This window comes from Siccibacter turicensis LMG 23730 (assembly GCF_000463155.2).
Classification (GTDB): domain Bacteria; phylum Pseudomonadota; class Gammaproteobacteria; order Enterobacterales; family Enterobacteriaceae; genus Siccibacter; species Siccibacter turicensis.
The window spans coordinates 235378-248271 of sequence record NZ_AWFZ01000017.1 but is presented as its reverse complement, the minus strand read 5'-3'; the positions used below and the strand labels follow the sequence as shown (position 1 = coordinate 248271).

The following is a 12894-nucleotide window of genomic DNA, read 5'->3' as shown; positions in this document are numbered from 1 at the left end:
GTTAGCCCCCCATTGAGCGGGAGCTGGTACCGGCAGCGCTACGCTGCATGGTGTTTTGCTTCGCCACCGATTCGCCAAACCCGCCACGGGTCACGGTAGAGGTGGTGGCCGGCTTCGGTGCCAGCGCGGTTTTCGGCACGGTCATGGTACGACCCGGCTGGGCGGCACCGTAGTTTTTACCGCTGGCGTCGGTGTACTTACCGTAGGCCGGGCTGGCCGGATTACGGGAGCTGAACAGCGGCTGCTGCGCGTAACCGCCGCCGCCCATCAGACGTCCCATCATGTAGCCCGCCATCAGCGGCATCCAGAAGCTGCCGCTGCTCTGCGCCTGCGCCTGGTTTTCCCCTGCAGGGGCCATCCCGGCCTGGGCCGGTGCCTGCTGGCACTGGCCTTCACCGAATTCGGCGACGCAGTCTTCGCGGGTGGCGTATTTCGGCGCGGTGCGCTCGGCTTCTTTCACCGCGTTGTTATAGGCGGTGGTACATTCGGCGCTTTTGCCTGGGTTCGCGGCGGAGCAGTCGTCGGCATTCTGGAACATCGAGACGGTTTCATCGCTCTGTTCGCAGCCGGCAAGCATAAACACTGCCGTCACGGCCAGCGCGACGGGAGTCAGGTGGCGTGCGCTCCAGTTCTTGCGGAACGACGCGTGATTGATGGATTTTGTCCGTTTCATTTTTTTTCCTGTGCCCGGAGGGAAAGTGCAGCAAATTGTGCTCAGGATAGTGGATGACTGGGTGAAATTAAAGCAAACATGCCGGGATAAGCGGGTACGAGCGGGGATCTTTACGTTGTCTTACGTTCAGGCAGGGGCGGGTGCCCCTGCCTGCTGTCATCAGTTACGGAACGGGTTGCTACCGCGGGTTGATGTACGCGCCGCCGCAGGCTGTGCGGTGGTGGTCGGCTGGGCGGTTGCACCGTCAGCAGCCACGCTATCAACATAGGCGTCCTGCTGCGGATTCTCCGGCGCCACGCTTTCCGGCGTCGTCGGGATTGGCTTGCCAAGGACACTGTTCAGGGCAACCAGATCCTGCTCGTTGAGCGTACCCAGCGCAGATTTAATATTGAGCTGGTTAATCAGGTACTGGTAACGCGCACTTGAGAGCTGCTGCTTGGCGTTGTACAGCGTGGTGGTCGCATCCAGCACGTCAACGATGGTACGCGTGCCCACGGAGTAGCCCGCTTCGGTCGCATCCAGAGAGCTCTGGGCGGAGACCACGGACTGTTTGTAGGCGTTGATGCTGCTGATCGACGCGTTAACGTTGTTGAACGACGAACGCACGGTCTGCACCACGTTGCGGTGCGCGCTTTCCAGCTGCTCGCTGGCGCCCACAAATCCGTACTGCGCCTGTTTAACCTGGGAGCTGACCGCGCCGCCGCTGTAGAGCGGCAGGGAGAAGCTCAGGCCAACGGAGTTCTGCCCGACGGTGCGGTCGCTGTTGCCTGCGCGCGCTGCCTGGCTGCCGCTGTAGTCGGTGTCAGAGAGGCTGGTGGACGCGGTCAGGCCGAGGGTCGGCATGTGGCCGGTTTCAGCGTAGCGAATCTGCTCACGGGCCAGGTCCTGGTTCAGACGCGCCTGCAGCAGCGACAGGTTACGCTTCTCGGCTTCTTTCAGCAGGGCGTTTACCGCTTCCGGCTTGCTCGGTTTGAAACTGTCGACGTTGAGCGACGCCAGCTCCGGATAATAGTTGCCGGTCACCTGGCGCAGCTCTTCTACCGCGTTATCCAGGGTGTTGCGTGCGGCCACTTCGTTAGCCAGGACGGTGTCGTACTGTGAACGGGCGTTCTGCACGTCAGTGATGGCAACCAGACCCACGTTAAAGCGCTGGGTGGTCTGATCTAACTGACGATAAATCGCCTGTTTCTGCGCTTCGGTATAGGAGAGCGCATCAATGGCGCTTAATACGTTAAAATAGGCGGTAGCGGTATTGAGGATCAGCGTCTGCTGGTCAACCTGCCAGGTGACGTCCTGGATACCGGCGCTTTTTTCCTGCAAGGTCAGGGCGCGCCACTTCGACATGTCGAAAATTGTCTGCGTCAGTTGCAGACTGCCGCTGGTGGTCGTACTGTCAACACCGTTGCTGTCACGATAGCCGTTGTTCCAGGTATAGTCAGCGCCAAGACCAAGCTGGGGCAGCAACGGGCTGCGTGATTCGTTAATTTTTTCGAATGCGGCATCACGGTCAGCGGCCGATTTACGCAGGTCCGGGTTGCTTAAGCGAGCCTGCTTGTAAACCTGTAACAGGTTTTCTGCCTGGCTTAGCGTGCTGAAGCCAGCAAGGCTCAGACCGATCAGAATGGGGAGCAATTTCTTCATTTGCATTCCTTGTTGTGAAGCAGAATTTATTTGTTAGCGCTGACAGACGTCCAAAAACGATCGCCGATTCTAGCAGAGTCAGCCCCCGCCAAGGCTTGGCGTAACGTGCCTTCTGAACTCAAATATCGTCAATCTACCACAGCACAACGGAAACGGGAGTCTGGCAGGCTTGAAATCGTCGCTTTCATCACCATTGCTTAACCGGAAGAGAACATGACCACGTCAACGAAACATCCCGTAACTTTTACCAAAAAAGATGTAGAAATTATTGCACGTGAAACGCTCTGGCGCGGCTTTTTTTCGCTCGATGTTTATCGCTTTCGCCACCGTCTTTTCAATGGTGAAATGAGCGGAGAAATCCGGCGCGAAATTTTCGAGCGCGGCCACGCAGCGGTACTGCTACCCTTTGACCCGGTGCGGGACGAAGTGGTGCTCATCGAACAGATCCGTATTGCCGCTTTTGATACCAGTGAAACCCCCTGGCTGCTTGAGCTGGTGGCCGGTATGATCGAAACCGGTGAAACGCCGGACGACGTGGCCCGCCGCGAAGCGGTCGAAGAAGCGGGATTAACCGTACAACGCACAAAACCGGTATTGAGCTATCTGGCAAGCCCCGGCGGCACCAGCGAGCGGCTGTCGATACTGGTGGGTGAAGTGGATGCCACACAGGCCGAAGGCGTACATGGTCTGGTGGAAGAAAACGAAGATATTCGTGTTCATGTGGTGAGCCGGGAACAGGCTTATCAGTGGGTAGAAGAGGGGAAAATCGACAACGCAGCGTCCGTCATCGCCCTGCAATGGCTGCAGCTGCATCATGAAGCATTACGCAAAGAGTGGAATACCTGAATATGATTAAGCGCTATACACCTGACTTCCCTGAAATGATGCGGCTGTGCGAAACCAATTTCGCGCAGTTACGCCGCCTGTTGCCGCGTGAGGACAGTGTCGGCGAAGCCGTAAGCTATCAGGTGGGAGGCGCGCAGTACCGGTTAACCATCGTGGAATCCACCCGCTACACTACGCTTGTGGAGATTGAGCAAACCGCCCCGGCGGTAAGCTACTGGAGCCTGCCCTCCATGACCGTGCGCCTTTATCATGACGCTATGGTGGCGGAAGTGTGTTCAAGTCAGCAGATCTTCCGCTTCAAAGCACGTTATGATTATCCGAATAAAAAATTGCATCAACGTGACGAAAAGCATCAAATAAACCAATTTCTTGCTGATTGGCTGCGCTACTGTTTTGCACACGGAGCGATGGCGGTTCCGGTTTGTTAGCGGCGTGGAAACCTTAAGGACACCATTTGGAAAGCCTGTTAAACCTTACCGTGGCTGATGGGGCAACGGTAAGGATCCTACAAATTACCGACACCCACCTGTTTGCCAGCAAAGGTGAAACGCTTCTGGGTGTGAACACATGGGAAAGCTTCCAGGCCGTGCTGGCGGCGATTCATCAGGCGCAGCGCGAGTGCGATCTCATCGTTGCAACCGGTGATTTAGCTCAGGATCACAGCGCCGAAGCCTATCAGCTGTTTGCCGAAAGCATCGCCTCGCTCGCCTCGCCGTGCGTCTGGCTGCCCGGCAACCACGACTTTCAGCCCGCCATGTACAGCGCGTTGCAGGACGCCGGGATCTCCCCGGCGAAACGCGTGCTGGTGAATGACGTCTGGCAAATTCTGCTGCTCGACAGCCAGGTGTTCGGTGTCCCGCACGGCGAGCTGAGCGAATATCAGCTCGAGTGGCTTGAGCGCAAGCTGACCGACTGGGGCGACCGCCAGACCCTGCTGTTGCTGCACCATCACCCGCTGCCCTCAGGCTGCGGCTGGCTCGATCAGCACAGCCTGCGTAACGCCGGCGACCTCGATGACGTGCTGAGCCGCTTCCCCAACGTAAAGCATCTGCTGTGTGGCCATATCCACCAGGAGCTCGATCTCGACTGGAACGGACGCCGCATACTCGCCACGCCGTCTACCTGCGTACAGTTCAAACCGCACTGCGCGAACTTCACGCTTGATACCATCGCACCGGGCTGGCGCTGGCTGCATCTTCATCCCGACGGCACGCTGACTACCGAGGTTTGCCGCCTAGAAGGGCAGGCTTTCCGCCCGGATATCGCTTCAGAAGGATACTGATGTCAACGCTTCTCTATCTCCACGGTTTCAACAGCTCCCCCCGCTCAGAAAAAGCGACCTCGCTCACGCGCTGGCTGGCTGAGCATCATCCGCAGGTCGAGGTTGTGGTACCGCAGCTGCCGCCCTATCCGGCTGAGGCCGCGGAGCTGCTGGAGTCCCTGGTCATGGAACATGGCGGTGAAGCGCTCGGTATCGTCGGTTCGTCGCTCGGCGGCTACTTCGCCACCTGGCTCTCCCAATGCTTTATGCTGCCGGCCGTAGTGGTAAATCCCGCGGTGCGTCCGTTTGAACTGTTAACCGATTATCTGGGCCATAACGAGAACCCCTACACCGGGGAACAATATGTGCTAGAGTCTCGCCATATTTACGATCTCAAAGTCATGCAAATCGACCCGCTTGAAGCGCCGGATCTGATCTGGCTGCTGCAGCAGGAAGGGGACGAAGTGCTGGATTATCGTCAGGCGGTGGCCTATTACGCCTCCTGTCGCCAGACCATCGAAGCCGGGGGAAATCACGCTTTTGTCAGCTTCGAAGATCATTTCACACAGATTGTCGATTTTCTGGGCTTGCGTTGAAGTCCCGATCGATACCATCAAGCTATCTGAATAAATAAACCATGACGCAATCTTATAACGCTGATGCCATTGAGGTACTCACCGGGCTTGAGCCGGTTCGCCGTCGCCCTGGGATGTACACCGACACCACCCGCCCAAACCATCTGGGTCAGGAAGTTATTGATAACAGCGTGGATGAAGCGCTGGCCGGTCACGCCAAACGCGTGGACGTCATTCTTCACGCCGATCAGTCGCTGGAAGTTATTGATGACGGGCGCGGAATGCCGGTGGATATTCACCCGGAAGAGGGCGTGCCGGCGGTCGAACTGATCCTCTGTCGTCTGCACGCGGGCGGTAAGTTTTCCAATAAAAACTACCAGTTCTCCGGCGGCCTGCACGGTGTGGGTATCTCCGTCGTCAACGCCCTGTCACGTCGCGTTGAGGTCACCGTGCGCCGTGACGGCCAGGTCTACAGCATCGCGTTTGAAAACGGCGAAAAGGTTGAAGACCTGAAGGTCATCGGCACCTGCGGCAAGCGCAATACCGGCACCAGCGTTCACTTCTGGCCGGATGAGAAATTCTTCGACAGTCCGCGCTTCTCGGTTTCGCGCCTGATGCACCTGCTGAAAGCGAAGGCCGTTCTCTGTCCGGGCGTTGAGATCAACTTTAAAGACAACGTGAACAACGTTGAGCAGCGCTGGTGTTACCAGGACGGTCTGACCGATTACCTGAGCGAAGCGGTGAACGGCCTGCCAACCCTGCCGGAGCGCCCGTTTGTCGGCAATTTCTCCGGCGATACCGAAGCCGTCGACTGGGCACTGCTCTGGCTGCCGGAAGGCGGCGAGCTGCTGACCGAAAGCTACGTCAACCTGATCCCCACCATGCAGGGTGGGACGCATGTTAACGGCTTGCGTCAGGGCCTGCTGGATGCCATGCGCGAGTTCTGCGAATACCGCAATATCCTGCCGCGCGGCGTTAAGCTGTCGGCGGAAGATATCTGGGAGCGCTGCGCCTACGTGCTGTCGGTCAAGATGCAGGATCCGCAGTTTGCCGGCCAGACCAAAGAGCGTCTCTCCTCGCGCCAGTGCGCGGCGTTCGTCTCCGGCGTGGTGAAGGATGCTTTCAGCCTGTGGCTGAACCAGAACGTGCAGGCCGCTGAAATGCTGGCGGAGCTGGCAATCTCCAGCGCGCAGCGCCGTATGCGCGCCGCGAAGAAGGTGGTACGTAAAAAGCTGACCAGCGGCCCGGCGCTGCCTGGCAAGCTGGCCGACTGTACAGCCCAGGATCTAAGCCGTACCGAACTCTTCCTGGTCGAGGGTGACTCGGCGGGCGGGTCCGCCAAGCAGGCGCGCGACCGTGAGTTCCAGGCGATCATGCCGCTCAAGGGTAAGATCCTTAACACCTGGGAAGTGTCGTCCGACGAAGTGCTGGCCTCGCAGGAAGTGCACGACATCTCTGTGGCGATCGGTATCGATCCGGACAGCGAAGACTTATCCCAGCTGCGCTACGGTAAAATCTGCATTCTCGCGGATGCGGACTCGGACGGTCTGCACATCGCCACGCTGCTGTGCGCGCTGTTCGTGAAGCATTTCCGTTCAGTGGTGAAGGGCGGCCACGTCTACGTCGCGATGCCGCCGCTCTACCGTATCGACCTGGGCAAAGAGGTCTACTACGCGCTGGACGAAGAAGAGAAAGCGGGCGTGCTGGAGCAGCTCAAGCGTAAGAAAGGGAAACCAAACGTGCAGCGCTTCAAAGGGCTGGGCGAGATGAACCCGATGCAGCTGCGTGAAACCACGCTCGATCCTAATACCCGCCGCCTGGTTCAGCTCGTCATCAGCGATGAAGACGAACAGCAGACCACGGCCATTATGGATATGCTGCTGGCCAAAAAGCGCTCCGAAGATCGCCGTAACTGGCTCCAGGAGAAGGGCGACAGGGCTGATATCGAGGTGTGATGACCGCGCTTTCCCGCGCGGGGTTCACTACGTGAGTGCGGAATAACGGGGCTTCAACCCACAAAAAAAGGCGATGTGATCATCGCCTTTTTTATTGCCTGACGCCTGACTCAGACGCCTTTTTCCAGGATGCGAATGTGGGTCTCCAGCACGTCGCCTTTTACCGCTTCGCTCCAGGCCTTCATGTGCGGGGTTTGCAGATGCGCTTCGAGGTGCGCCACGCTCTCCCACTGCTCCAGCATCATAATCGAATCCGGGTTGGTGGTCTGAAAACTCACCTGCGCCGGATGATCGATAAGCGGCGCGTAGCCGTGGCAGCCGGCTTCCTGAAGCACCGCAGGGATGATGCGGGAAAATGCATCCAGCACCGCCTGGCGGTGGTGTGCACCCGGCCGGGTGCGGATCTCAGCAATCACTGTCAGCATAATTAACTCCTTGTTAAATTCAGCTCTCAGTTAAGCAAAAATTTCACCCAGGTGCTTGCGATATTCTGCGATATAACGCGGAACGTCAGGCATTTTGATGACGTCGTTGACGATAAAGGTCGGCAGCGCTTCCATCCCAAGGAATTCATTCGCTTTATGGAACGGCAGATACACCCCGTCCACGCCGACGCCGTGGAAGAACTGCGCTTCGTCAGTGAAGGCATCCAGCGGCGCATTCCAGGTCAGGGAGAGCATGTATTTTTTCCCCTGAATCAGACCGCCGGAGCCATACTTCTTCGCGGCGTCGGAGCGGGTGCGACCATCGCTGGCGTAGAGGAAACCGTGGCCTTCGGTGAACACGACATCGATATACTTTTTCACCGTCCACGGGGCGCCCATCCACCAGCCCGGCATCTGGTAAATCACCACATCGGCCCACAGGTATTTCTGCACTTCCGCTTTCGCGTCGTACTCGCCATCGGTACGGGTAACCTGAACATCATGTCCGGCGTCGCGCAGAAAACTTTCCGCGACCTCGGTCAGGGTGTCATTTAGCTGGCCGTTGGAGTGGGCGAACTTTTTCGCGCCGTTAATAATCAGGATGTTGCTCATTATTTGTCCTCGAATAAGTGGTTTGGCAGCAATAATACGCCACTGAGCGAAACGTAAAAATGAGCATAGAGTGCAAAGACTTTTGCACTAATAGCAATAATCAACCGCGCTGTGACTCGGCGACGCAGATAGGGTACTATCGGCGGCAATATTGCCGTTTCCCCGTGTACGGCCAGCTTGTCTGAGGAATAACGAGTAATGAGTGACTTAACTCACGATGGTGCAGAGCGCCTTGCGCTGCACGAGTTCACGGAAAACGCCTATCTCAACTACTCCATGTACGTCATCATGGACAGGGCGCTGCCGTTTATTGGCGATGGGCTCAAACCGGTACAGCGGCGCATTGTTTACGCCATGTCCGAACTGGGGCTGAATGCCAGCGCCAAGTTCAAGAAATCGGCCCGTACCGTGGGCGACGTGCTGGGTAAATACCATCCGCACGGCGACAGCGCCTGCTATGAAGCGATGGTGCTGATGGCGCAGCCGTTCTCCTACCGTTATCCGCTGGTCGACGGCCAGGGGAACTGGGGCGCGCCGGACGATCCGAAATCCTTCGCGGCCATGCGTTACACCGAATCACGCCTGTCAAAATACGCCAGCGTGCTGCTGACGGAGCTGGGACAGGGAACGGTAGATTTCACGCCGAACTTTGACGGCACGCTGGACGAGCCAAAAATGCTGCCGGCGCGCCTGCCCAATATCCTGCTGAACGGCACTACCGGTATTGCGGTGGGGATGGCCACGGATATTCCGCCGCACAACCTGCGTGAAGTGGCGCAGGCGGCGGTGGCGCTGATCGACCAGCCAAAAACCACGCTCGATCAGCTGCTGGACATCGTCCACGGCCCGGACTACCCGACCGAAGCTGAAATCATCACTTCCCGTGCCGATATCCGTAAAATTTATCAGAACGGACGCGGCTCGGTGCGCATGCGCGCCGTGTGGAAAAAAGAGGACGGCGCGGTGGTGATCAGCGCGCTGCCGCATCAGGTCTCCGGCGCCCGCGTGCTGGAGCAGATTGCCAGCCAGATGCGCGCGAAAAAGCTGCCGATGGTGGACGATCTGCGGGACGAGTCAGACCACGAGAACCCGACCCGTCTGGTTATCGTGCCGCGCTCCAACCGGGTGGACATGGAACAGGTGATGAACCATCTGTTTGCCACCACCGACCTGGAAAAGAGCTACCGCGTAAACCTGAATATGATCGGCCTGGACGGGCGCCCGGCGGTGAAAAACCTGCTGGAGATCCTCTCCGAGTGGCTGGTCTTCCGCCGCGATACGGTACGCCGTCGTCTCAACTATCGTCTCGATAAAGTTCTGCGCCGCCTGCATATTCTTGAAGGTTTGCTGGTCGCGTTCCTGAATATCGATGAAGTCATCCACATCATCCGTAGCGAAGACGAGCCGAAGCCGGTGCTGATGTCCCGCTTTGATATCAGCGAAACGCAGGCCGAAGCCATTCTGGAACTGAAACTGCGCCATCTCGCCAAACTGGAAGAGATGAAAATTCGCGGTGAGCAGAGCGAGCTTGAGAAAGAGCGTGACCAGATCCAGGCCATCCTGGCGTCTGAGCGCAAGATGAACACCCTGCTGAAGAAAGAGCTTCAGGCCGATGCCGAAGCCTTTGGCGACGATCGCCGCTCTCCGCTCAACGAGCGTGAAGAGGCGAAGGCGATGAACGAGCACGACCTGCTGCCGTCCGAGCCGGTTACTATCGTCCTGTCGCAGATGGGCTGGGTACGCAGCGCGAAAGGGCACGACATCGACGCCCAGGGGCTGAGCTACAAGGCTGGCGACAGCTGGCTCGCTTCGGTGAAGGGCAAGAGCAACCAGCCGGTGGTGTTTATTGACTCCACCGGGCGCAGCTACGCGGTGGACCCGGTGTCACTGCCGTCGGCGCGCGGGCAGGGCGAGCCGCTTACCGGCAAGCTGACGCTGCCGCCGGGCGCGACGGTCGAGCATATGCTGATGACCGGCGACGAGCAGAAGCTGCTGATGGCCTCCGATGCGGGCTACGGTTTCGTCTGTACCTTCAACGATCTGGTGGCGCGCAACCGTGCGGGCAAGGCGCTGATTTCGCTGCCGGAGAACGCGCACGTCATGCCGCCGCTTGAGATCGTGGACGAAAACGATCTGCTGCTGGCCATCTCGACCGCCGGACGCATGCTGATGTTCCCGGTGGGCGATCTGCCGCAGCTGTCAAAAGGTAAGGGCAATAAGATTATCTCGATTCCTTCCGCCGAGGCGGCGAAGGGCGAAGATAAGCTGGCGCACCTCTACCTGCTGCCGCCGCAAAGTACGCTGACGCTGCACGTCGGCAAGCGTAAAATCAAGCTGCGTCCTGAGGAGCTTGAGAAACTGCGCGGCGAGCGTGGCCGTCGCGGTACGCTGATGCGTGGCCTGCAACGTATCGACCGCGTGGAGGTGGATGCGCCGTCCCGGCCATCCGCGGGCGACAGCGAAGAGTAAACCTGCACTCCCTTCCCGCGTCCGGGAAGGGATCTTTTCCAGACGATGGGCCCGCTGACGCTGCGCGGCGTTGATCGATTTCCTCACGGACTCCATTTCAGGCTCGCATGACGCTGCGCCAGAATCGCCGCGACGCGGTATACTGGAAGCAGCTGTGGCTTATGAGGTAAGTATGCTTTTAATTTTACGTTCAATTTTCGTTGTGATTTACAGTCTGCTGGTGTGTATTGTCGGCTCGATTTACTGCCTGTTCAGCCCGCGTAATCCGCGCCACGTCGCCACTTTCGGTCATATGTTTGCCCGTATGGCACCGGTGCTGGGCCTTAAGGTAGAGACCCGTAAACCGGAAGGCGCTGAGCACTACGGTAACGCTATCTATATCGGCAACCACCAGAACAACTATGATATGGTCACCGCCGCCAATATCGTGCAGCCGCGTACCGTTACCGTCGGCAAAAAAAGCCTGCTGTGGATCCCCTTCTTCGGGCAGCTTTACTGGCTGACCGGCAACCTGCTGATCGACCGCGAAAACCGCGCGAAGGCGCACGGGACCATCGCGCAGGTGGTTAACCATATCCGCAAGCGTAATATTTCGGTGTGGATGTTCCCGGAAGGGACGCGCAGCCGCGGGCGTGGCCTGCTGCCGTTTAAAACCGGCGCGTTTCATGCCGCCATTGCCGCAGGCGTACCCATTATTCCGGTATGCGTTTCCAACACCTCTAACAAAATTAACCTTAACCGTTTGAAAAACGGCCTGGTGATTGTTGAAATGCTGCCGCCGATCGATACCGCCGCATGGGGCAAGGATCAGGTGCGCGCCCTGGCAGTGCATTGCCATGAGGTGATGCAGCAAAAGATTAATGAACTGGATAAAGAAGTGGCGGAGCGCGAAGCCTCCGGCAATATTTAAAAAACAATATCAGTACGCTGGGGCATTAGGCCCCTTTTAAAGGGAAGGGTTTCCCGCATTTTCTGACAGTTTCACACGGAGCATATATGTCACTCAGTCGGCGTCAGTTTATTCAGGCATCGGGAATCGCGCTGTGCGCAGGCGCGGTGCCGCTGAGGGCAAAGGCAGCAGGCCAGCAGCCGGCGCTGCCAGTACCGCCACTGCTTGAATCTCGCCGTGGTCAGCCCATCTTTCTTACCCTGCAACGCGCGCACTGGTCATTCGTCACCGGCTCGCGCGCACCGGTCTGGGGGATCAACGGTCGCTATATGGGGCCGACGGTCCGCGTCTGGAACGGCGATGACGTTAAGGTTATCTACAGCAACCGCCTGACTGAAAACGTAGCCATGACCGTCAGCGGCCTGCAGGTGCCCGGCCCGCTGATGGGCGGCGCAGCGCGCATGATGTCCCCTAACGCCGACTGGTCGCCGGTGCTGCCGATTCGCCAGAGCGCGGCCACCCTGTGGTACCGCGCCAACACGCCAAACCGCTCAGCCCATCAGGTGTACGGCGGGCTGGCGGGAATGTGGCTGATCGAAGATGAAGGCAGTAAAAGCCTGCCGGTGCCGAACCACTACGGCGTGGATGACTTCCCGGTCATTATTCAGGATAAGCGGCTGGATAACTTCGGCGTGCCGGAGTACAGCGAGCCGGGGAGCGGTGGGTTTGTCGGCGATACGCTGCTGGTGAACGGCGTGCAGGGCCCCTATGTGGAAGTGTCGCGCGGCTGGGTGCGCCTGCGTCTGCTTAACGCCTCCAATTCACGTCGTTACCTGCTCCAGATGAGCGACGGCCGCCCGCTGCACGTGATCGCCGGCGATCAGGGCTTGCTGCCGGCCCCTGTCTCGCTGCGCCAGCTTTCCCTGGCGCCGGGGGAACGGCGCGAAGTGATGATCGACATGACCAACGGCGATGAAGTGTCGATCACCTGCGGCGATGCGGCGACCATCATGGATCGTCTGCGCGGCCTGTTTGAACCCTCAAGTATTCTGATCTCCACGCTGGTGCTGACGCTGCGCCCGACCGGTTTGCTGCCGCTGGTGACCAGCCCGCTGCCGCAGCGCCTGCTGTCTGAGGACGTGATGGCCGGCACTCCGGTGCGCAGCCGCGACGTGGCGCTGGGCGACGATCCGGGTATCAACGGCCAGCTGTGGGATCCCAAACGCATCGATATTACCGGCCAGCAGGGCTCCTGGGAGCGCTGGACGGTGCGTGCCGATACGCCGCAGTCGTTCCATATCGAAGGCGCGCAGTTCCTGATCCGCAACGTCAACGGCGCGCTGCCGTTCCCGGAGGATCGAGGCTGGAAGGACACCGTCTGGGTGGATGGGCAGGTTGAACTGCTGGTGTGGTTCACGCAGCCCTCCTGGGAGCACTTCCCGTTCCAGTACGGTAGCCAGACCCTGGAGATGGCCGATCGCGGCTCGGTCGGCCAGATTCTGGTGCAGGCCACCGGCTAACCCGCTGTTCACCCTCTCCGCCAGGAGA

At 58.9% G+C, this 12894-nt stretch carries 12 protein-coding genes; 8 read left to right on the top strand and 4 right to left on the bottom strand.

Features of this window, described 5'->3' with window-relative positions:
- Nucleotide 1: 1 nt before the first annotated feature.
- Together DW58_RS02955 and tolC are read right to left on the bottom strand one after the other, a co-directional pair.
- On the bottom strand, nt 2-673 hold the full coding sequence (locus DW58_RS02955) for a DUF1190 family protein (protein ID WP_024550287.1): 672 nt from the start codon (nt 671-673) through the stop codon (nt 2-4).
- Between the two features lie 159 nt (nt 674-832).
- Nucleotides 833-2314 carry an outer membrane channel protein TolC gene (gene tolC / locus DW58_RS02950; protein WP_024550288.1) on the bottom strand — a complete coding sequence of 494 codons (1482 nt, stop codon included), beginning with the start codon at nt 2312-2314 and terminating at the stop codon, nt 833-835.
- Nucleotides 2315-2527: 213 nt separating this feature from the next.
- On the opposite strand from tolC, the gene nudF reads away from it, so the two are divergent.
- Genes nudF through parE form a run of 5 tightly spaced genes read left to right on the top strand, consistent with a single transcriptional unit; the run spans nt 2528 to nt 6951 of the window.
- Nucleotides 2528-3160, top strand: coding sequence for an ADP-ribose diphosphatase (gene nudF, locus DW58_RS02945; protein WP_024550289.1), 633 nt, complete (start codon nt 2528-2530; stop codon nt 3158-3160).
- Nucleotides 3161-3165: 5 nt separating this feature from the next.
- The gene (locus tag DW58_RS02940; protein ID WP_024550290.1) at nt 3166-3588 is read left to right on the top strand and encodes a DUF1249 family protein; all 423 of its coding nucleotides are present in this window, start codon (nt 3166-3168) and stop codon (nt 3586-3588) included.
- A 26-nt stretch (nt 3589-3614) separates the two neighbouring features.
- Entirely contained in the window at nt 3615-4442 is an 828-nt protein-coding gene (gene cpdA, locus DW58_RS02935; RefSeq protein ID WP_024550291.1) for a 3',5'-cyclic-AMP phosphodiesterase, read from the top strand.
- Complete coding sequence (gene yqiA / locus DW58_RS02930; RefSeq protein WP_024550292.1) at nt 4442-5017, top strand: esterase YqiA; 576 nt, start codon at nt 4442-4444, stop codon at nt 5015-5017. The genes cpdA and yqiA overlap by 1 nt, the downstream gene beginning before the upstream one ends.
- Before the next feature lie 41 nt (nt 5018-5058).
- Nucleotides 5059-6951, top strand: a complete 1893-nt coding sequence (parE, locus tag DW58_RS02925) for a DNA topoisomerase IV subunit B (RefSeq protein ID WP_029592393.1) — start codon at nt 5059-5061, stop codon at nt 6949-6951.
- A gap of 110 nt (nt 6952-7061) precedes the next feature.
- Here parE and DW58_RS02920 read toward each other — a convergent pair whose 3' ends face one another.
- Complete coding sequence (locus tag DW58_RS02920; RefSeq protein ID WP_024550146.1) at nt 7062-7376, bottom strand: putative quinol monooxygenase; 315 nt, start codon at nt 7374-7376, stop codon at nt 7062-7064.
- A gap of 30 nt (nt 7377-7406) precedes the next feature.
- A complete protein-coding gene (locus tag DW58_RS02915; protein WP_024550145.1) occupies nt 7407-7988 on the bottom strand; it encodes an NAD(P)H-dependent oxidoreductase in 582 nt (193 codons plus the stop codon).
- Nucleotides 7989-8186: 198 nt separating this feature from the next.
- Between DW58_RS02915 and parC the strand changes: the two genes are divergently transcribed.
- From parC to ftsP, 3 genes are all read left to right on the top strand, one after another.
- Nucleotides 8187-10457 carry a DNA topoisomerase IV subunit A gene (parC, locus tag DW58_RS02910; protein WP_024550144.1) on the top strand — a complete coding sequence of 757 codons (2271 nt, stop codon included), beginning with the start codon at nt 8187-8189 and terminating at the stop codon, nt 10455-10457.
- Between the two features lie 172 nt (nt 10458-10629).
- A complete protein-coding gene (locus DW58_RS02905; protein ID WP_024550143.1) occupies nt 10630-11367 on the top strand; it encodes a 1-acylglycerol-3-phosphate O-acyltransferase in 738 nt (245 codons plus the stop codon).
- 86 nt (nt 11368-11453) lie between these two features.
- A complete protein-coding gene (gene ftsP / locus DW58_RS02900) occupies nt 11454-12866 on the top strand; it encodes a cell division protein FtsP (RefSeq protein ID WP_024562708.1) in 1413 nt (470 codons plus the stop codon).
- The last annotated feature ends 28 nt before the right edge of the window (nt 12867-12894 follow it).